This is a genomic window from Rhodobacteraceae bacterium S2214 (assembly GCA_025141675.1).
In the GTDB taxonomy this organism is placed as follows: domain Bacteria; phylum Pseudomonadota; class Alphaproteobacteria; order Rhodobacterales; family Rhodobacteraceae; genus Yoonia.
Map to the genome: position 1 here is coordinate 505,713 of CP081161.1, position 18,204 is coordinate 523,916.

At 54.9% G+C, this 18,204-nt stretch carries 21 protein-coding genes; 12 read left to right on the forward strand and 9 right to left on the reverse strand.

Translation table 11 applies throughout. The features are described 5' to 3' along the window. Positions 1-60: 60 nt before the first annotated feature. From uvrC to K3729_02315, 4 genes are all read left to right on the forward strand, one after another. A complete protein-coding gene (gene uvrC, locus K3729_02300; protein ID UWQ99650.1) occupies positions 61-1,953 on the forward strand; it encodes an excinuclease ABC subunit UvrC in 1,893 nt (630 codons plus the stop codon). Between the two features lie 92 nt (positions 1,954-2,045). After that, on the forward strand, positions 2,046-2,711 hold the full coding sequence (gene pgsA, locus K3729_02305; GenBank protein UWQ99651.1) for a CDP-diacylglycerol--glycerol-3-phosphate 3-phosphatidyltransferase: 666 nt from the start codon (positions 2,046-2,048) through the stop codon (positions 2,709-2,711). Continuing rightward, positions 2,711-2,956 (forward strand): molybdopterin converting factor subunit 1, encoded by a 246-nt coding sequence (moaD, locus tag K3729_02310; GenBank protein UWQ99652.1) that lies wholly within the window; start codon positions 2,711-2,713, stop codon positions 2,954-2,956. The genes pgsA and moaD overlap by 1 nt, the downstream gene beginning before the upstream one ends. Position 2,957: 1 nt before the next feature. After that, positions 2,958-3,401: a molybdenum cofactor biosynthesis protein MoaE gene (locus K3729_02315; protein UWQ99653.1), complete on the forward strand. Its 444-nt coding sequence runs from the start codon at positions 2,958-2,960 to the stop codon at positions 3,399-3,401. Here the strand turns inward: K3729_02315 and K3729_02320 are convergent. Next, positions 3,398-3,952, reverse strand: coding sequence for a DNA-3-methyladenine glycosylase I (locus K3729_02320; GenBank protein UWQ99654.1), 555 nt, complete (start codon positions 3,950-3,952; stop codon positions 3,398-3,400). The genes K3729_02315 and K3729_02320 overlap by 4 nt on opposite strands. Positions 3,953-4,026: 74 nt before the next feature. Between K3729_02320 and K3729_02325 the strand changes: the two genes are divergently transcribed. The 3 genes from K3729_02325 to phbB all read left to right on the forward strand — a co-directional run bounded on the left by K3729_02325 (position 4,027) and on the right by phbB (position 6,996). Further along, complete coding sequence (locus K3729_02325) at positions 4,027-4,824, forward strand: EAL domain-containing protein (GenBank protein UWQ99655.1); 798 nt, start codon at positions 4,027-4,029, stop codon at positions 4,822-4,824. A 162-nt stretch (positions 4,825-4,986) separates the two neighbouring features. Beyond that, positions 4,987-6,162, forward strand: coding sequence for an acetyl-CoA C-acetyltransferase (locus K3729_02330; GenBank protein ID UWQ99656.1), 1,176 nt, complete (start codon positions 4,987-4,989; stop codon positions 6,160-6,162). 111 nt (positions 6,163-6,273) lie between these two features. Then, complete coding sequence (gene phbB / locus K3729_02335) at positions 6,274-6,996, forward strand: acetoacetyl-CoA reductase (protein UWQ99657.1); 723 nt, start codon at positions 6,274-6,276, stop codon at positions 6,994-6,996. Positions 6,997-7,125: 129 nt separating this feature from the next. Here the strand turns inward: phbB and K3729_02340 are convergent, their stop codons facing one another. Beyond that, entirely contained in the window at positions 7,126-7,272 is a 147-nt protein-coding gene (locus tag K3729_02340; GenBank protein UWQ99658.1) for a hypothetical protein, read from the reverse strand. Between the two features lie 113 nt (positions 7,273-7,385). On the opposite strand from K3729_02340, the gene gcvA reads away from it, so the two are divergent. Beyond that, entirely contained in the window at positions 7,386-8,309 is a 924-nt protein-coding gene (gene gcvA / locus K3729_02345) for a transcriptional regulator GcvA (protein ID UWQ99659.1), read from the forward strand. 55 nt (positions 8,310-8,364) lie between these two features. Here the strand turns inward: gcvA and K3729_02350 are convergent, their stop codons facing one another. The 3 genes from K3729_02350 to K3729_02360 form a co-directional block, all read right to left on the reverse strand. Then, positions 8,365-8,532: a YdcH family protein gene (locus tag K3729_02350; GenBank protein UWQ99660.1), complete on the reverse strand. Its 168-nt coding sequence runs from the start codon at positions 8,530-8,532 to the stop codon at positions 8,365-8,367. Positions 8,533-8,652: 120 nt separating this feature from the next. Beyond that, positions 8,653-9,414, reverse strand: coding sequence for a methyltransferase domain-containing protein (locus K3729_02355; GenBank protein ID UWQ99661.1), 762 nt, complete (start codon positions 9,412-9,414; stop codon positions 8,653-8,655). Beyond that, on the reverse strand, positions 9,411-9,626 hold the full coding sequence (locus K3729_02360; protein UWQ99662.1) for a DUF2007 domain-containing protein: 216 nt from the start codon (positions 9,624-9,626) through the stop codon (positions 9,411-9,413). Before K3729_02360 ends, K3729_02355 begins: the two co-directional genes overlap by 4 nt. 54 nt (positions 9,627-9,680) lie before the next feature. Between K3729_02360 and K3729_02365 the strand changes: the two genes are divergently transcribed. Next, a complete protein-coding gene (locus K3729_02365) occupies positions 9,681-10,679 on the forward strand; it encodes a polyprenyl synthetase family protein (GenBank protein UWQ99663.1) in 999 nt (332 codons plus the stop codon). A gap of 5 nt (positions 10,680-10,684) precedes the next feature. Here the strand turns inward: K3729_02365 and K3729_02370 are convergent, their stop codons facing one another. The 4 genes from K3729_02370 to K3729_02385 form a co-directional block, all read right to left on the reverse strand. After that, positions 10,685-11,548: a 4-(cytidine 5'-diphospho)-2-C-methyl-D-erythritol kinase gene (locus K3729_02370; protein UWQ99664.1), complete on the reverse strand. Its 864-nt coding sequence runs from the start codon at positions 11,546-11,548 to the stop codon at positions 10,685-10,687. Beyond that, positions 11,538-13,193 carry a tetratricopeptide repeat protein gene (locus tag K3729_02375; protein ID UWR00910.1) on the reverse strand — a complete coding sequence of 552 codons (1,656 nt, stop codon included), beginning with the start codon at positions 13,191-13,193 and terminating at the stop codon, positions 11,538-11,540. The genes K3729_02370 and K3729_02375 overlap by 11 nt, the downstream gene beginning before the upstream one ends. Before the next feature lie 200 nt (positions 13,194-13,393). After that, positions 13,394-15,040, reverse strand: a complete 1,647-nt coding sequence (locus K3729_02380) for an electron transfer flavoprotein-ubiquinone oxidoreductase (protein ID UWQ99665.1) — start codon at positions 15,038-15,040, stop codon at positions 13,394-13,396. A 179-nt stretch (positions 15,041-15,219) separates the two neighbouring features. Continuing rightward, on the reverse strand, positions 15,220-15,600 hold the full coding sequence (locus K3729_02385) for a hypothetical protein (GenBank protein ID UWQ99666.1): 381 nt from the start codon (positions 15,598-15,600) through the stop codon (positions 15,220-15,222). 183 nt (positions 15,601-15,783) lie between these two features. Between K3729_02385 and greA the strand changes: the two genes are divergently transcribed. The 3 genes from greA to K3729_02400 are packed head-to-tail and all read left to right on the forward strand — an operon-like array spanning position 15,784 to position 18,187. Further along, entirely contained in the window at positions 15,784-16,254 is a 471-nt protein-coding gene (gene greA / locus K3729_02390) for a transcription elongation factor GreA (GenBank protein ID UWQ99667.1), read from the forward strand. 44 nt (positions 16,255-16,298) lie between these two features. After that, positions 16,299-17,261, forward strand: a complete 963-nt coding sequence (locus K3729_02395) for a hypothetical protein (GenBank protein ID UWR00911.1) — start codon at positions 16,299-16,301, stop codon at positions 17,259-17,261. After that, positions 17,258-18,187, forward strand: coding sequence for an AEC family transporter (locus K3729_02400; GenBank protein UWQ99668.1), 930 nt, complete (start codon positions 17,258-17,260; stop codon positions 18,185-18,187). The genes K3729_02395 and K3729_02400 overlap by 4 nt, the downstream gene beginning before the upstream one ends. Positions 18,188-18,204: the final 17 nt, after the last annotated feature.

Sequence of the window (18,204 nt, forward strand, 5' to 3'; positions counted from 1 at the left end):
TTACCCTTGTTCCCTTCGCGGCTGTATGCAGAGCAGCCCAGAATCACGGACCTGTGACCGATGAGTGATGAGATCGATAATCAGAACGACGCCAAGATCGCGCAGCCCGTGACCGGCTACGACCGTATCCACGGTTATCTCAAGACGATCGACAGTTCTCCAGGTGTTTACCGGATGTTGGATGCGGACAGTCGGGTGCTTTACGTGGGTAAGGCGCGCAATCTGCGGAACCGTGTCAGTAATTATTCACGCCCGTCCGCCCAGCATTCGGCGCGGATCACCCGTATGATCCGTGAAACCGCGTCGATGATGTTCTTAACGACGCGCACCGAGACTGAAGCGCTTTTGCTTGAACAGAACCTGATCAAGCAGCTTAAGCCGCGGTACAACGTGCTGTTGCGTGACGATAAATCGTTCCCGAATATCCTCGTGTCCAAGAACCACGATTTCCCACAGCTTAAGAAGCACCGTGGCGCGAAGAAGGAAGAGGGCAACTACTACGGCCCCTTCGCCAGTGCCGGTGCGGTGAATCGGACGCTGAACCAGTTGCAACGCGTGTTCCTGATCCGCAATTGCACCGACAGCGACTTTGAAACGCGCACGCGACCCTGTTTGCAGTATCAGATCAAACGGTGTTCGGGTCCGTGTTGCGGTCTGATTTCCGAAGGCGACTATGCACAGACTGTGGCGGATGCGGAAAAGTTTCTGTCTGGCCGTACAAAGGGCATCCAAGAAGCGCTCGCCGCGCAGATGAACAAAGCCTCTGAAGAAATGGAATTCGAACGGGCCGCTGCGTTGCGCGACCGGATCAAGGCGTTGACGCAAGTGCAGACCGCGCAAGGCATCAATCCGCAAAACACCGAAGAGGCGGATGTGATCGCGCTTCATGTGGATGGCGGGCAGGCCTGTGTACAGGTGTTCTTTATCCGCGCGAACCAGAACTGGGGGAATCACGACTACTATCCTCGGATCAGCGGTGACGAGGATCTTGCAGAAGTGATGGAAGCCTTTGTCGGTCAATTCTATGCAAACCGCGAACCGCCCAAGGTTCTGCTGTTGTCGCATGGCTTGGACAACGACGACCTGATGGCGCAAGCCTTGGGGGATAAAGCGGGGCGAAAGGTCGAAATCATCGTGCCACAAAGGGGCGAGAAGGCTGAACTCGTGTCCAGTGCACTGCGCAATGCCCGCGAAAGTCTGGCGCGCAAAATGGCAGAGACGGCGACGCAGAGCAAATTGCTCAAGGGGCTGGCCGAGGCGTTCGCGCTCGACGCGCCGCCCAACCGGATCGAGGTTTACGATAACTCGCATATCCAAGGTGCCCATGCCGTTGGTGCGATGGTGGTGGCCGGACCTGAAGGGTTCGAGAAAAGCAATTATCGCAAGTTCAACATTCGCGGGGATGATCTGACGCCGGGCGATGACTTTGGCATGATGAAAGAAGTCATGACACGACGGTTCGGTCGTTTGCTGAAAGAAGACCCCGAACGCAAAAGCGGAGCATGGCCCGATCTTCTGCTGATCGACGGCGGTGCCGGACAGGTGTCGTCGGTCCGCGAAATCATGGATCAGATGGGCGTCAGCGATATCGCGATGGTCGGCGTGGCTAAAGGCGAAGAACGCGATGCCGGTAAAGAGGTGTTCCACCGGACGGGCAAACCCGTGATGGCGCTGCGCCACAATGATCCGGTGCTGTATTTCATCCAGCGGATGCGGGATGAGGTCCACCGTTTCGCCATCGGAACCCACCGCGCGAAACGCGCCAAAGCGATGTCAGCGAACCCGTTGGATGATGTGCCTGGTGTTGGGGCCGCACGCAAACGCGCATTGCTCGCGCATTTCGGGTCGGCCAAGGCGGTGGCGCGCGCGAACCTTGCGGATTTGAAAGCGGTCGAGGGCGTGTCCGGCAATATGGCGCAAACCATCTATGATTTCTTCCACGAGAACGGCTAAAAGATTTGATGCCTCCGGCGGGGATATTTCCGGCCAAAAGACAGGTGGCGTTGCGTATGGCAACTTTGCCGTGGTTTGGGTAGGTAAGTGACATGCAGTGGAACATCCCAAATATCCTGACGCTTTTGCGTCTTCTTGCAGCCCCCGGTGTGGTGCTGATGTTTCTTTATTTCTCACGCCCTTACGCGGATTGGTTTGCGCTGATCCTGTTTGTCGTGGCGGCCGTGACCGACTTTGTGGACGGTTATCTGGCCCGTGCGTGGAAGCAGGAAAGCAAATTCGGTGCGATGCTGGACCCGATCGCAGACAAGGCGATGGTGGTGATCGCATTGGTCGTCATTACCGGATTTTCCGGCATGAACCCTTGGATTTTGTTGCCAGCAACGATCATCATTTTCCGCGAAGTGTTCGTGTCCGGTTTGCGCGAATTTCTCGGCGATACAGCTGGAACACTGAAGGTGACGAACCTCGCCAAATGGAAAACGACTGCCCAAATGGTCGCCATCGCATTTCTGTTTGCGAAAGGTGCGTTTGAACACTTCATCATCGAACAGACGATCGGGATGGATCAGGCGACGGTTGATGGCATTCTGGATGGCACGATTGAAGACGTTGTTGGGCTTGGCTGGAAAAACTTTGGATGGGATTTCAGCTGGTATGGCGGGATCATCCTGCTGTGGATCGCCGCGGTTTTGACGTTCATCACAGGGCTTGATTACCTGCGCAAAGCGATGCCTTACCTGAAAGGAGCCAAGTAATGGATGTCATGTATTTTGCTTGGGTCCGCGAACGGATCGGGTTGCCAAAAGAAAAGATCGAAACGCAGGCCGTGACCGTGTCTGATCTGGTGGCTGAACTGGTTGCTCGTGAAGAACGGTATGCGGCAGCCTTTGCCGATGTCAGCGCATTGCGCGTGGCGTTGGATCAAGAATTATCCGATTTTGACGCGCCATTGGCCGGTGTCCGCGAGGTCGCATTCTTTCCGCCGATGACTGGTGGTTAAGGTGATTGTTCGGGTCCAAGACACTGTGTTTGACGCGGGCGCCGAACTGAACGCCTTTGCGACCGCACGGCCAGAGGTCGGCGCGATTGTGACGTTTACGGGTCTTGTCCGCGATGTTGCGGGTGGTCTTCAGGGAATGGAAGTCGAACATTACCCCGGCATGACAGCGAAAGCGATTGAGGCGATTGCAGTAGAGGCGCAGAACCGTTGGTCCTTGGCCGATGTGCTTGTCATTCATCGCTATGGTGTTTTGCAAGCGACGGACCCGATCATGATGGTCGCTACTGCGTCAAAGCACCGTGCAGACGCCTTTGCTGCCGCTGATTTCTTGATGGATTACCTGAAATCCCGTGCTCCGTTCTGGAAAAAAGAAACGACAGGCGATGGCGCGTCTTGGGTCGCCGCCAAAGACGAAGACGAGGCGGCGCTGGATCGCTGGTCCTAAGCCCCGTGACGGTGGCAGGTCACGATGTGATCGTTCACCAAACCGCAGGCTTCCATGAAGGCGTAGACAATTGTCGGGCCGCAGAATTTAAATCCCGCTTTCTTCAAGTCCTTTGAAATTTGCACGGACAACGGTGTTTGGGTCGGTACATCCGCTTGGGTCGCGAAGCTGTTGATCAGTGGCGTGCCGCCGACGTAATCCCATAGGAACCTATCAAAGCCTTGTTCTGCTTCGATCCTTTGCCACGCCTGTGCGTTCGTGATCGTGGCCGCGATCTTGCCCCGATGCCTGATGATACCTGCATTGCCCAACAAACGCGCGACATCGTCGTCACCCCATTCAGCGATGGTATTGGGATCGAATCCCGCGAACGCTTCGCGGAAATTGTCTCGTTTCTTAAGAATCGTGATCCATGACAGTCCAGCCTGAAACCCGTCCAAGACCAGCTTTTCCCACAACGCGCGGCTGTCGTATTCCGGAACGCCCCATTCGGTATCGTGGTAGGCTTGATAAATCGGGTCTTCGCCGGGCCAGCCACATCTTTCTACCATGGTCGAGCGTCCTGTCTTAACTGCATATTAGCTGATTTCTGGGCAGAATGACGCATCCCTGATGAGATGCCAACATGCTCGCACCTTCTAATGCTTCTGACGATGACCGTCCTCTTGATCCGTTTCAGGCTGCTATGGCCAGTAGGGATAGCGATGTTCTGACGCTTGTCAGTGATGCGCTGGCGGCCGGGCGAACGCGGATGGCGTATCAACCGATCATGCTGGCGGGGCAAAAGCCCGGCATCGCGTTCTACGAAGGTTTGGTGCGGGTCTTAGACGAAGCTGGGCGGGTCATCCCTGCCGCGCATTTCATGTCGGTCATTGGGGAAAATGATCTTGGACGCGAAGTGGATTGCACGACATTGCAGCATGCCTTTGCGCTGCTTCGCCAACGACCGGATTTGCGTATTTCGATCAATGTGTCTGCGCGGTCGTTGGCGGACGGCAAATGGCGCGACATTCTGCGCGACGGTTTGGACACCGATCAGAACGTGGGTGATCGGCTGATCTTTGAAATATCCGAAACGTCCGCGATGGAACTGCACGAAATCATGATTCGCTTCATGGTTGAGATGCAGCCAAAAGGCGTTGCTTTTGCCTTGGACGGCTTCGGTGCGGGCATGACAGCGTTCCGACACCTGAAAGAATTCTTTTTTGATCTGGTCAAAATCGACAAAAGCTTCGTACGCGGCATCCACGAAGATCCTGACAATCAGGTCCTGACCGAAGCCTTGATCATGGTTGCCCACCAATTCGAAATGTTTGTTGTGGCAGATGGGGTTGAGACCGCAAAAGAAGCAGAATTTATGACCCAGCTTGGCGCAGATTGTTTGCAGGGATACCACTATGGAGTCCCGAAATTCGACATCTAAGACACGACATGCAAATGCTGCATTGCAGCAATGCAGCCGCAGAAACTTATTGCCCTAACGTAAACTAAGCCTTAAAGAAGCCCCAATTCGCAGGTTGGGGCCTGTACTTATATGCACGTTGTGCTCCAGTCTGATCACAGAATAAATCTGAGAGGACTCACTATGACCAACGTCGTTATCGCTTCTGCTGCCCGTACTGCCGTCGGCAGCTTTGGAGGCGCTTTTGCAAATACTCCTGCCCATGATCTTGGTGCTGCCATTCTTGAGGCCGTCGTTGAACGTGCTGGAATTGACAAAGCTGAAGTATCCGAAACGATCCTCGGTCAAGTTCTGACTGCCGCTCAAGGGCAGAACCCTGCGCGTCAGGCGCACATCAATGCGGGTCTGCCAAAAGAAGCATCTGCTTGGGGCATTAACCAAGTATGTGGTTCCGGTTTGCGCGCCGTCGCACTTGGTGCGCAGCACATCCAGTTGGGCGACGCGTCTATTGTCGCCGCTGGTGGTCAAGAAAACATGACGCTGTCACCGCATGCCGCACACCTGCGTGCTGGCCACAAGATGGGCGATCTGAAATACATCGACACAATGATCCGCGACGGTCTGTGGGATGCGTTCAACGGTTACCACATGGGTCAAACTGCTGAAAACGTTGCTGATCAATGGCAAATCTCCCGCGATATGCAGGACGAATTTGCGGTCGCGTCACAGAACAAAGCCGAAGCTGCGCAGAAAGCTGGCAAATTCGCAGACGAAATCGCCGCCTTCACCGTGAAAACACGCAAGGGCGACATCATCGTCGACCAAGACGAATACATCCGTCACGGTGCAAACCTCGAAGCGATGGCAAAGATGCGTCCTGCTTTTGCGAAAGAAGGCTCCGTCACTGCTGCAAACGCGTCCGGTCTGAACGACGGCGCGGCGGCCACATTGCTGATGTCCGTTGATGACGCCGCCAAACGTGGGATCACGCCGCTGGGTCGCATCGCTTCTTATGCGACTGCTGGTCTCGATCCGTCCATCATGGGTGTCGGTCCGGTTATGGCATCCCGCAAAGCGCTGGAAAAAGCCGGTTGGTCCGTTGGTGATCTTGATCTCGTAGAAGCAAACGAAGCTTTCGCGGCTCAGGCCTGTGCTGTGAACAAAGACATGGGCTGGGATCCGGCAATCGTGAACGTCAACGGCGGCGCGATTGCGATTGGTCACCCAATCGGTGCGTCAGGTTGCCGCGTACTGAACACCCTGTTGTTCGAAATGCAGCGCCGCGACGCCAAAAAAGGCCTTGCGACGCTGTGCATCGGTGGCGGCATGGGCGTCGCGCTGTGTGTCGAGCGCGACTAAAAAATCGAGGGGTGGCGTAAAGTTACCCCTCATCCGTCGCGTAATAATATTGCGCCAAAATTTATATCTGTATAATTTGGTTACAACATCAATCTCTTGGAGGAGAATCCTATGTCCCGTGTTGCACTTGTTACCGGCGGTTCCCGCGGTATTGGCGCTGCCATTTCTACCGCACTCAAAGACGCAGGTTACACCGTTGCCGCGACTTATGCTGGTAACGACGAAAAAGCCGCAGCATTCACAGCTGAAACAGGCATCAAGACTTACAAATGGGACGTTGGGTCTTATGAAGCTTGTGCCGAAGGTATCGCAAAGGTTGAAGCCGAAGTTGGTCCAATCGAAGTGTTGGTGAACAACGCAGGCATCACCCGCGACGCGCCGTTCCACAAAATGTCACCGACCCAGTGGAAAGAAGTCATGGACACGAACCTGTCCGGCGTCTTCAACATGACCCACCCGATCTGGCCAGGTATGCGCGAACGCAAATTCGGCCGTATTGTTACCATTTCTTCAATCAACGGCCAAAAAGGTCAGTTCGCTCAGGTGAACTATGCGGCTGCGAAAGCGGGCGATATCGGCTTCACAAAGGCGCTTGCACAAGAAGGCGCACGCGCTGGCATCACCGTGAACGTCGTGGCTCCGGGTTACATCAACACCGAAATGATGAGCACGATCCCAGAAAAAGTCATGGATTCAATCGTTGGCGCGATCCCAGTGGGACGCTTGGGTGAAGCTGCTGAAATCGCACGCGCTGTTGTGTTCCTTGCATCCGACGATGCGGGCTTCATCACAGGGTCCACAATTTCCGCAAACGGCGGTCAGTACATGTCGTAAGGACGCGGTCCTTACCTGAAATACAAGAAGGGCCGGTCGCAATGACCGGCCCTTTTTTGTGATCCGATCGACTGGGAGGAAGATCGTGGATCATATTGCAACGCGTGGGAGGAGCGCGTTGGTAATGTCTTAGGCAGCCTGTGGTGCAACGCCTGTTGCAGTGTTTGGCTTACGTGTGAACATCGCGACAAAGAAGGCGCGGATCGCTGCGTTCCGCTCTGCGTGGGCGCGTTCGATGATTTTGCGTGTCGCTTCGTTTGTTGTGATCGCGTGCATTTCGTTTACTCCTGATGAAACAAGTTCATTTGATCTGTCCTTAATATGGGGCCCAGCAATAAAACTGACAAACGAGTCTTTTCATAGCTTCAGTTAAGATATACTAATGTGAAATGCCTGATCGTTTACCCCCTTTGACAGCCTTCCGTGCGTTTGACGCTGCGGCACGCCACATGTCGTTCGCGAAAGCAGCGGACGAGTTGAATGTCACTCCTGCTGCTTTATCTTTTCAAATCAAATCGTTAGAAGAACATCTTGGCCATGCACTGTTCCGGCGACTGAATCGCGCTGTCGAATTGACCGAATCTGGAAAGATTTTGGCACCCGGTGCAGCAGACGGTTTTGAAACTTTGACGAAGGCGTGGTCTGCTACCAAACGCTTACATGATAACAGAACCTTAACTGTAACGGCTGGCCCCAGCTTTACGTCCAAGTGGTTGGCACCGCGCCTGTTTCAGTTTGTGCAAAACAATCCAGATATCGACCTACGCTTTTCTGCCAGCCTCAAGATGATGGATTTCACGCGGGACGAGGTCGATGTCGCAATCCGGTTCAGCCAGCATGATGACGAAGGGTTCTATAGCGAACCAATTATCGAAGAATGGTTGTGCCCGATGGTTGCGCCGGCGTTGGCGGACAAGATCAAAACAGCGTCCGATATCTTGGATTTGCCGTTGCTGCATCAAGACGACATCACGTTTCTACATCCACCGGCTGATTGGGACACATGGTTTCAGGCCGCCGGGCTAAAGCCGCCGACGACCGCAGGCACGCATTTCAGCCAAAGTGACCATGCCGTGAATGCAGCATTGTCAGGGGCAGGCGTTGTTTTGGGGCGAATTTCGGTATCGGAAAAACATTTGACCGACGGCAGACTGGTCATGCCGCTTGATCTCGCGATTTCGGGTCACGCAAGTTATCGGATTGTCTGCGCAAAAGGAGCAGAGAATCGCCCGCAGGTTGCACGGCTCATGTCATGGATCAGGGAAGAAGTTGCGGCAATTGATGCTTTGACAAAAACACGGACATTCGCCTGACTTCTGTTTGCCAAGATGGGTCGGCGCAACCCGCGCCAACCCGAAGTCGTCAAGATTAACTGGCGCTTAGGCGCGTAATCTCTTCTTTGAGGTGGAGTTTTTGTTTCTTGAGACGCGCGATCTCAAGGTCGTCGGTCCCAGCGCTGCGCTGCATGACCTCGACATTGTCCGAGAGGTGTTGGTGCTTCTTTTTGAGTTCCTGCAGGTGTGAACTTAAGCTCATTATTATCCTCCAATATGTGTGAACACGACTACTGCACCACAGATTTGACCACCTGTCACGCCGCAGAGCAGCAAAACGCGATCTAGGCAACGTGCGGCCAAAAGGTTGCTGAAACGTTAATCAGCGGGGTTCACGAATGGGGAAAGAAGCGCCATCGCGCAAAATCGCCTTTACTTGTGGTGTGTAGCTTTCAGCATCGCCCTTTTTTATAAGGTCGCCGTGCATAATCAGCGGGGCGGACATATGAAATGGTGCGCGGCCGCTGTGGATCGCCTGCAACAAAAATAGGCCCGGTGCAGCGTGCGAATGGGCGGCGATTGGACGCAGAATAACCGACCCTAACCTTCCGGTTAAGGCTGCCAATACCTCTGGTAGGCGGGCGATATGCTGGATGATGGTTAGTGTACCCTTCGGTGCAAGGCGACGTACACCAATATCAAGCCAATCAGACAGCGGCGTATCCCCCGCCAGTGCCACATCACGGCCAGCGTCCTGCGATGCGTGTCCTTGTGCCCGATCATAATAGGGGGGGTTCATCATCACATGATTGAACTGCTGCTGACGTAAATCCGCAGGCAGATTTCGTAAATCTGCGCAGACAACTTGCATCGCGGCACCAGCCATCGCCGCGTTCTGTTCGGCAAGGTCTGCATATTCGGGTTGTAGTTCAACGCCGGTCATCCGCAATCCGGTCACGCGTGCATCAAGACATAGTGATGCCACCCCAACCCCGCAGCCAATTTCCAGAACCGTTTCACCCGTTCTTGCAGGCACGCTTGCCGCCATCAGGACGGCATCAATACCGGACCGAAATCCCTTCTTTGGCTGTAAGGCGTGGACCTTACCCCCCAGAAACGCGTCATTTGTCGTGTTTTCGGTCACTGGCCCAAATCGATCTCTGCGTCGCGCATGATCGCCTGTGCCATAAACAAATCACGATCTGCGACCATCAACCGGCGCGGCATTATGCCTATGCTACCTTCCATGACGCTCATGTTTACGTCGAACTGGAATGCGGTTATATCCTCGCTATCCAGAAGGGCCGTAGCGAGGGCGATGACTGTAGGGTCGTTGGTGCGCAAAAGCTCTTTCATAGTCCTGACGTAAGATGCGAAAGTGTCTTTGTCCATAAACCGCCGGATACCGTGATGAGCCTTGATATCGCCGCCACCAAACCACACGAACGCTTGGCAGCGGCGCTGTCGGATGATCTGACTGCGGTCAACGATATGATCCGTGCGCGGATGGCGTCTGAACATGCCCCGCGAATCCCCGAAGTGACAGCACATTTGGTAGAGGCAGGCGGTAAACGTCTGCGCCCGATGCTGACGTTGGCGGCGGCGCGGATGTGCGGCTACGATGGTCCGTTTCATGTGCATTTGGCTGCGACGGTCGAATTTATTCATACCGCGACGTTGCTGCATGATGACGTTGTCGACGAAAGCAACCAACGGCGCGGGCGTCCAACTGCGAACCTGCTCTGGGATAATACATCGTCTGTTTTGGTTGGTGATTACCTGTTCGCACGGTCGTTCCAACTGATGGTCGAAACCGGATCAATGCGGGTCCTTGATATCCTTGCCAATGCTTCTGCCACGATTGCGGAAGGCGAGGTTCTGCAGCTGACTGCCGCGGCTGATCTGGCAACCACCGAAGAGATCTATTTCAAAGTTGTGCGCGGCAAAACGGCTGCGTTGTTCTCTGCGGCGATGGAAGTCGGCGGCGTGATCGCAGATCAGGATGATGCGACTGTGAAGGCGTTGTTCGATTACGGCGACACATTGGGCATCGCGTTCCAGATTGTTGATGACCTGCTGGACTACGGCGGAACAACTGCGACTGGTAAAAACGTCGGCGATGATTTCCGTGAACGCAAATTGACCCTTCCCGTTATTCGCGCGATTGCAGCGGCTGACGATGTGGAACGGGACTTTTGGACGCGAACCATAGGCAAAGGCCGCCAAGAAGACGGTGATCTTGAACACGCGATTGCGTTACTGGCGAAACACGGCACGATGGAAACAACGCGTCAAACAGCGCTGGACTATGTGGCGCAGGCAAAAAACGCTTTGGCCCTGCTGCCGGATACCGATATCCGCGAGATGTTGATTGATCTGGCTGATTACGTCGTGGCGCGTATCACATAAGCCCTTTAGGCGCTTAGGATCTGCGCGGGTGTCACCCACCACCCCATTTCAGCGACTTGGATAATACGTGCAGCGTGCCGTGCGTCGGCCATGTTTTTGGTAATGCCAAAACACGTAGCGCCCGATCCGGACATGCCTGCAAATGCGACCTGCGGAATCTTGTTCAGGCGATCAAGGGCTGATTGAATGACAGGCGCTGCCTTGATGGCGGCAGGCTGCAGGTCATTGCGTTGGCGGGCAAGCCAATCGGTGAACGTGTCAAAATCCATTTTCTCAGGAATATCTGCCATCGACGGGTTCAGTTTGCTGGCCAAACCGTCAAACACTGCTTTGGTCGGTACAGCAATCTTCGGGTTGATCAGAACCATCGCAAAGTTTGGCAAATGCGGGGCAGGGGTCAGGTCCTGCCCAATGCCTTGCATACGGATGGGTGCAGGTGCTGCGAGGCAGACAGGCACGTCTGCGCCTAACATAACGACTTCGGGTGCAGACATAGGCAGCGGTTCGACGTCCCACATATCCGCGAGCAATTTTAACGTCGCAGCCGCGTCAGATGACCCGCCGCCAAGACCCGCCTCGTTCGGTAAGTGTTTTTCGACCGTGATCGCGGCGCCTTTGATCACGCCGCGCATCCGCCGCAATGTCTCAGCGGCCCGCAGGATCAGGTTTGTCCCGTCAGTGGGTACGCCTGCCGAAAAGGGTCCGGTGACGGTCAATGTCAGTCCATCCGCAGGTGTCGCCGTGATCAGATCGCCTGCGTCCGTGAAGGCAACAAGACTATCAAGTAGGTGGTAGCCGTCAGCCCGTTGCCCGGTCACATGAAGTGTCAGGTTCACCTTGGCCGGAGCGACCGTTTTCTTAATTGCCATCAGCTACTCTAATAGGGTCTGCGCCTTCTTCGATCAGAACAGCATCAAGACCAATTTCAATTTTCCGTCTGATCCGCGCGGCATCTTCGCTCGTGTCATCCGAAAACGACAGGGCGCGGTGCCATTGGAACTGTGCTTCGGTGGCGCGACCAACGGCCCAATAGGCATCGCCCAAATGATCGTTGATCACCGGATCCACAGCTTCGAGGGCGGCTGCATTTTCAAGATGGCCAACGGCGTCTTCGTATTGGCCCGTTTGGAAAAGAACCCAACCCAGACTGTCCACAATCGCCCCGTTTTGCGGTTGAACGGCAACGGCACGTTCAATCATATCGAGCGCTTCGTCCAATTTTTCACCCCGTTCAACCAGCGAATAGCCAAGATAGTTCAAGACCTGTGGCTGGTCAGGGCGGAATTGCAGCGCAGACCGGAAATCGGATTCTGCCTGTTCCCATTGGTCAAGCTGATGGTGGGTGATTGCACGCGTGTAGTAAACGAACCACCGTGCCGGATCATTGGCGTCAAACAGATCAAGCGCCATACTATATGCATCGTTCGCGTCTTGCGTCTGTTCGGATTGGCGCAAGGTATCGCCCAAGCTGACATAGATACTTGGCATGTCCGGATAAGAACGCGACATCGCGCGCAGCACTTCGATGGCACCTTCATAATTGCCATTCTTGCGCAGTGCTTCGGCACGTCCGATTTCGGCGACAGCATAGGCCGGATCGTCACGCGATACACGTGTGTAGGTTTCGTTCGCGAGACTATATAGATTCAGATCTTCCAGCAGATCGGCCACCAACAGCAACACTTCGGTGTTGTCAGGTGTCAGGAATTCGGCGGCACGCGCGTAGATAAGCGTGTAGTTCTCGGGAACATCGGCACGCAGGGCTTCGGCGACGGCCAGATAGACTTCGCTCATGCCTTCGGTCGGATTGGTCACGACGTCATATGGGGTGGGGGACCCATCAGCGATCCTGCTGCGTAGATCGGTCAATCCGGGGTCCAGATTGTCACCAAACACTGTATCAATTACAGCAAGCGCATCATCGCGGCGGTCAAGCTGGCTTAGAATTTGAGCGTGTGCCATCGCACTGCGGCGGTTGTGGCGCAGCCCGCTGTCGGTTGTTGTCAGATCAAAGATGCGCACAGCCGCGTCGAAATTCCCGACAGAGGCCAGCGCCAACGCTTTGTGATACGCGCCAAATGACTGCAATCCAGTGGTTTCGCCCAGTTCATCAAAGCTTTGTAGGGCTTCATCAACCTCACCCAGCGCCATATGCGCCCATCCTTGGGATAGGCCGTCCACCACGGGACCGACGGTGCGATTCATTTCAAGGGCTGTGAATAATTCGGCCCAATTGCCTGATTGCACGGATTGGACAGCGTTGACGATGTTGGAATGCTGACGATTGATCCCTAACGCGATCATCCCGTCCGCAATGGCAATTGCATCCTGAAACTTGCCGCGCGACATATTGGCGGTCAAAGCGTTTTCCAGCAAAATAGCGTTGTTTGGATCAGCGACAAGGGCCTGCGCATAAAAGCGGGCACTGTATTCAAAATCGGAAAATTGGGCGGCTTGTCGTGCTGCGAGATACGCACCAGCGTTCGGAACTTCGGCCAAGGCTGGCGTGATCATAGTGCTGGTAAAGAGTGCAGCAATCAAAGTGCTGCGCAGTTTTTGTTTTAACAAGCTTATCGCCCCTGTTTTGCTGCCCAACTCAAAGCCTAGGGGACGAATCGGATCGACGCAAATGATTGATCCAAAATGGGCGGATCGTTGCGAATATGAAAAGGGCCCCGCAATTGCGAGGCCCTTTGATCGTGTCGTGTTGATTGTTACATGTTCGGGTAATTCGGCCCGTCGCCACCTTGCGGCGTAGTCCATGTGATGTTCTGGCTTGGATCCTTGATGTCGCAGGTTTTGCAATGAACGCAGTTCTGGAAATTGATCTGGAACTTGGTTTCCGCACCTTCGCCGACAAATTCGTAAACACCCGCTGGGCAATACCGCGCTGATGGACCTGCAAAGTCGCGCAGATTTGTGTCTACGGGAATGCTGGCGTCTTCCAGTTTCAGGTGCGCCGGCTGGCTTTCCTCGTGATTGGTAAAGCTGAATGCGACGTTCGTCAGGCGATCAAACGACAGTTTGCCGTCCGGCTTTGGATAATCAATCGGCTTGTGGCGCAGCGCTTTTTCAGTGGCTTCCGCATCGGATTTGCCGTGCTTCAGCGTACCAAGCAACGAGAAACCGAATGTGTTCGTCCACATATCGAATCCACCCACGGCCAATGACGCAAGCAAACCATGCTTGGACCACAGTGGTTTCACGTTGCGGACCTTTTTCAGGTCCTGCCCGATTGGGCCTTCGCGCACCTCTGTGTCGTAGCTGTCCAGCGTGTCGCCGGATTGACCCGCACCGATGGCTGCAAACGCGGCTTCAGCGGCGTGGATACCCGACAGCATCGCGTTATGGTTCCCCTTGATGCGCGGCACGTTGACCATGCCCGCAGAACAACCCAACAGCATACCACCCGGGAATGCTGTCTTTGGCATCGACTGATACCCGCCTTCGGTAATGGCACGTGCGCCATATGCGACGCGTTTGCCGCCCTCCAAAAGGTCAGCAATCATCGGGTGATGTTTGAAGCGTTGGAATTCCATGTAAGGGAACAGATGCGGGTTCTTGTAGTTCAGGTGAACTACGAAACCCACGTACACTTGGTTATTCTCAAGGTGGTAGATGAACGACCCGCCACCCGCTTCACTGCCCAAAGGCCAGCCCATCGTGTGGGTCACGGTGCCTTCTTTGTGCTTGGCTGGATCGATTTCCCAGATTTCTTTCATGCCAAGGCCGTACTTCTGTACGTCCGATTCGGCGGAAAGGTTGTATTTCGCGATCACTTGCTTGGACAACGATCCGCGGACGCCTTCGGACAGGAATACGTATTTGCCGTGCAACTCCATGCCCGGTTCGTAGTTCGGGCCGTGGGAACCGTCTGCTTCGATCCCGAATTCGCCAGCGACGACGCCTTTGACTTCACCGTTTTCGCCAAACACCAGTTCGGAGCAGGCCATGCCTGGGAAAATCTCGACGCCCAGTTCTTCGGCTTGTTCGGCCATCCAGCGGCAGACGTTGCCCATTGAGACGATGTAATTGCCGTGGTTATTCATCAGCGGCGGCATCGCCATGTTTGGCACGCGGATTTTGCCCGCTTCGCCCAGCATGTAGAAATTGTCTTCTTTCACAGGGACATTGATCGGTGCGCCTTTGGCTTTCCAATCAGGGATCAGCTTGTCGATACCGGATGTGTCCAGAACAGCGCCGGACAGGATGTGCGCCCCAACTTCGGACCCTTTCTCCAACACGACGACGTTGATGTCAGCATCTAGCTGCTTCAGCCGGATTGCCGCAGACAGGCCCGCAGGACCGGCCCCGACGATAACGACGTCATATTCCATTGCTTCGCGTTCAGTATCGGCCATGTCGCACCTTTTTGTCCTTTGGGGGCGCACCCCCGCAATATTGTTGCGAACCGAGTTAACGCATCCGCAAAAACAGGGCAATCAAGACGCGACGGTAAAACGACCGACTGCGGCGATATCGCACAAAAAAGCGCCCCGTACACAGAACGGGGCGCGCAATGTCTCGCTACGTGGGCAGATTAACCAGCCATGAGAACCTGCAAACCAGTGAAATCATCGCCGTCGGATAAGATATTGATGTAGACGGTGACGTTGCCGCGCATGATCCATTCGGCCACTTCAGGGGCGATACCACCGGCCGCACGGATCATCGTAGGAATATTCGCGCGGGCATCGGCGCTGCTGAACAAGGGATCGTTGCTGTCTTCACCATCGGCCAGGCCAAAACGATGATAGTTGGCACGGTCCTGCCGGATGACGGATGCCGCATCACCCAAACGGGCACCGGATGAATTTGTCAGATCATCCGCGCTAATATGGGCGGCATAGGTCGCGGCGACGAAATCTTGGGCAACCACAGGGGACGCAAAAAGGCTGGCGGCAAGGGCGATGTATTTCATAAATCTCTCTAAGCTATCAAAATGTAAGCCGAACTTTATACGGGACATGCAGGTTCGAAAGTCAGGAATTCCACCAGTGAAGCAGGAATGTTTCGCCGATGGATGACGCTTGTACTTGACTTTGCTCTCCCCAAATAGGCTATGAACGTCCGATGTAGAATTTTGGCCAAAAGGGTCGCTGTTATGGAAAAAATCCCGCTCACACGTGCTGGCTTTGACAAGCTGGATGCGGAACTGAAGCACCTTAAGACAGTCGAACGTCCGACGATTATTCGGGCGATTGCAGAGGCGCGCGAGCATGGCGATTTGTCAGAGAACGCAGAATACCATTCGGCGAAGGAAAAGCAGTCCTTTATCGAAGGGCGCGTAAAGGAATTGGAAGGCGTTATTTCATTGGCTGACATCATTGATGTGGCCAAGATGAAGGGTGCCGTCAAATTTGGCGCGACTGTCACCATGGCAGACGAAGATACGGACGAAGAAAAGACCTATCAGATCGTTGGCGAATATGAGGCCAACATCGAAGAAGGTCGGTTGAACATGAAGTCGCCAATCGCGCGTGCCTTGATCGGTAAAGAAGTCGGCGATAGCGCCGAAGTGCGCACGCCTGGCGGTGTCAAAAGCTACGAAATTGTTGAAATCGCTTACAAATAGACCCGTTTGGGTTTGGTGAGACGAACATGGCGAAACGCCCTCAAATGACCACAGCGGCATTCACGCCGAGCCGTGCAGAAGTTATCGCGCTGATTCTTTCGGTGGGATGGATGCTGGCCGTGAGCATCTTTTTCTTGGTTGTGCCAAGCGAACCTGCGGAAACGGGCTTTGACAGCCTGCGGTTTGTGCTGACGTTGATCGCGCTGTTCCTGCCTGTGGCGATGATCTGGGTGGCGGCTGTGGCTGCGCGGTCTGCGAAAATTATGTGGGACGAGGCGCGAATGTTGCACAGCGCCATCGATGATCTGCGCGAAAACGTCATGACCGAAAAGCAGGGCAATCCGTTGACGTCAAAGGCGTCCGTCGAACGCAAACTGAACCAGATCGCTCAAGCGACAAAAAAGCCGGATGTGCCATTGGCGACATTCACCAGTTCACGTGAAAGCGGCAGCAAGTTGGAAATCACGTCTGCGAAAACGATCCAGCCGGAACAGCCTGCATTGGGTCTAGAGGTCCAGCCAGAGGATAACACCCCGCCGCTGCCCCGCGTTGATCTGATCCGCGCGTTGAATTTCCCTGATACCGAAGGCGACGCTATTGGCTTTGCTGCCCTGCGCAAGGCGCTGAAGGATCGGTCGGCGCGGCAACTCGTGCAAGCCAGCCAAGACGTGCTGACGCTGTTGTCACAAGACGGGATCTACATGGATGATCTGGCCCCTGATCGGTCACGTCCCGAACTGTGGCGGCGGTTTGCCCAAGGCGAACGGGGCCGTGCTATCGGTGCGCTGGGTGGTGTGCGGGATCGCACGTCGCTTGCGTTGACCACGGCACGGATGCGCGAAGATCCAATTTTCCGCGACGCCTGTCACCATTTCCTGCGCCACTTCGACAAGATGCTCGTGTCATTCGAAGTTGTGGCGACAGACGCCGAACTGGTTGAAATGTCCGACACCCGCACCGCCCGCGCATTCATGCTGCTCGGCCGTGTGACGGGGGCGTTCGATTGATCGCCGTTTTCTTACAGACTTTGCCGTTCTTCGGGCTTATCGCCCTAGGGTACGCTGCTGTAAGGACAGGATTTTTCAGCTCAGATGCAATCGGTCACCTGACCAAATTCGTGTTCTATTTCGCGCTGCCCGCGATGCTTTTGCTCTTCGCCGGATCGCTTGATCTCGCTGATGTGCTCGACTGGAACTTCGTCGCCGCCTACTTCGTCGGATCGTTTGCAATATACGCATTGGCGACGCTGGTGTCGGTCATCCGCGGCCTGAAAATCGCAGAAGCGGCGATTGAGGCGCAGTGCGCGATTATCGGCAATGTCGGCTTTTTGGGCATCCCGATGCTGGCTTTGCTTTTGGGCGAAGGCGCAATCGGCCCGATCATGATGATCTTAGCCGTTGATCTGGTGTTCTTTGGATCATTGGTCGTGATCCTGATCACAGGGTCGCGTGACGGGCGGTTACGTTTGGGCACGCTGAAAACCGTGGCCGTCGGTGTCGCGAAGAACCCGATGGTCGTATCAATCGCGCTGGGACTTGTGATGTCGCGCCTTGAAATACGTCTGCCAGAACCCGCGATCAGTTTTCTGACGCTTCTTGGGGCCGCAGCAACACCGGGTGCGTTGTTTGCCATCGGCGGGTCTCTGGCTGGTAAATCCGCCGAACGGATGAGCGTCGCGGGCTGGCTGACATTTTGCAAACTCGTCCTGCATCCAGTCGCCGTTGGCATCGCAGCTTTGTTCGTGTTCCATGTTGATCCAATTGCGGCGGGCATGATGATCGCAACGGCAGCACTGCCCGTTGCTGGTAACGTCTATATCATCGCGCAGCACTACGCAGTTGCCCCCGCGCGCGTGTCCGCCGCGATCCTTGTCTCAACGGTGCTCAGCATTCTTACGATCCCGTTCGTCATCGGATGGGTGACAAGTCTTTAACGCTCAGATAGCCCTTA

Excerpts from the sequence above, each read along its gene's own strand:
- K3729_02330 (UWQ99656.1), top strand. The coding sequence starts at position 4,987 with ATGACCAACGTCGTTATCGCTTCTGCTGCCCGTACTGCCGTCGGCAGC.
- K3729_02370 (UWQ99664.1), bottom strand. The coding sequence starts at position 11,548 with ATGGCAATTAAGAAAACGGTCGCTCCGGCCAAGGTGAACCTGACACTT.
- K3729_02325 (UWQ99655.1), top strand. The coding sequence starts at position 4,027 with ATGCTCGCACCTTCTAATGCTTCTGACGATGACCGTCCTCTTGATCCG.
- K3729_02365 (UWQ99663.1), top strand. The coding sequence starts at position 9,681 with ATGAGCCTTGATATCGCCGCCACCAAACCACACGAACGCTTGGCAGCG.
- K3729_02380 (UWQ99665.1), bottom strand. The coding sequence starts at position 15,040 with ATGGCCGATACTGAACGCGAAGCAATGGAATATGACGTCGTTATCGTC.
- moaD (UWQ99652.1), top strand. The coding sequence starts at position 2,711 with ATGGATGTCATGTATTTTGCTTGGGTCCGCGAACGGATCGGGTTGCCA.
- pgsA (UWQ99651.1), top strand. The coding sequence starts at position 2,046 with ATGCAGTGGAACATCCCAAATATCCTGACGCTTTTGCGTCTTCTTGCA.
- K3729_02340 (UWQ99658.1), bottom strand. The coding sequence starts at position 7,272 with ATGCACGCGATCACAACAAACGAAGCGACACGCAAAATCATCGAACGC.
- K3729_02320 (UWQ99654.1), bottom strand. The coding sequence starts at position 3,952 with ATGGTAGAAAGATGTGGCTGGCCCGGCGAAGACCCGATTTATCAAGCC.
- K3729_02350 (UWQ99660.1), bottom strand. The coding sequence starts at position 8,532 with ATGAGCTTAAGTTCACACCTGCAGGAACTCAAAAAGAAGCACCAACAC.
- K3729_02395 (UWR00911.1), top strand. The coding sequence starts at position 16,299 with ATGACCACAGCGGCATTCACGCCGAGCCGTGCAGAAGTTATCGCGCTG.
- phbB (UWQ99657.1), top strand. The coding sequence starts at position 6,274 with ATGTCCCGTGTTGCACTTGTTACCGGCGGTTCCCGCGGTATTGGCGCT.
- K3729_02385 (UWQ99666.1), bottom strand. The coding sequence starts at position 15,600 with ATGAAATACATCGCCCTTGCCGCCAGCCTTTTTGCGTCCCCTGTGGTT.
- gcvA (UWQ99659.1), top strand. The coding sequence starts at position 7,386 with ATGCCTGATCGTTTACCCCCTTTGACAGCCTTCCGTGCGTTTGACGCT.
- uvrC (UWQ99650.1), top strand. The coding sequence starts at position 61 with ATGAGTGATGAGATCGATAATCAGAACGACGCCAAGATCGCGCAGCCC.
- greA (UWQ99667.1), top strand. The coding sequence starts at position 15,784 with ATGGAAAAAATCCCGCTCACACGTGCTGGCTTTGACAAGCTGGATGCG.
- K3729_02375 (UWR00910.1), bottom strand. The coding sequence starts at position 13,193 with ATGATCACGCCAGCCTTGGCCGAAGTTCCGAACGCTGGTGCGTATCTC.
- K3729_02360 (UWQ99662.1), bottom strand. The coding sequence starts at position 9,626 with ATGAAAGAGCTTTTGCGCACCAACGACCCTACAGTCATCGCCCTCGCT.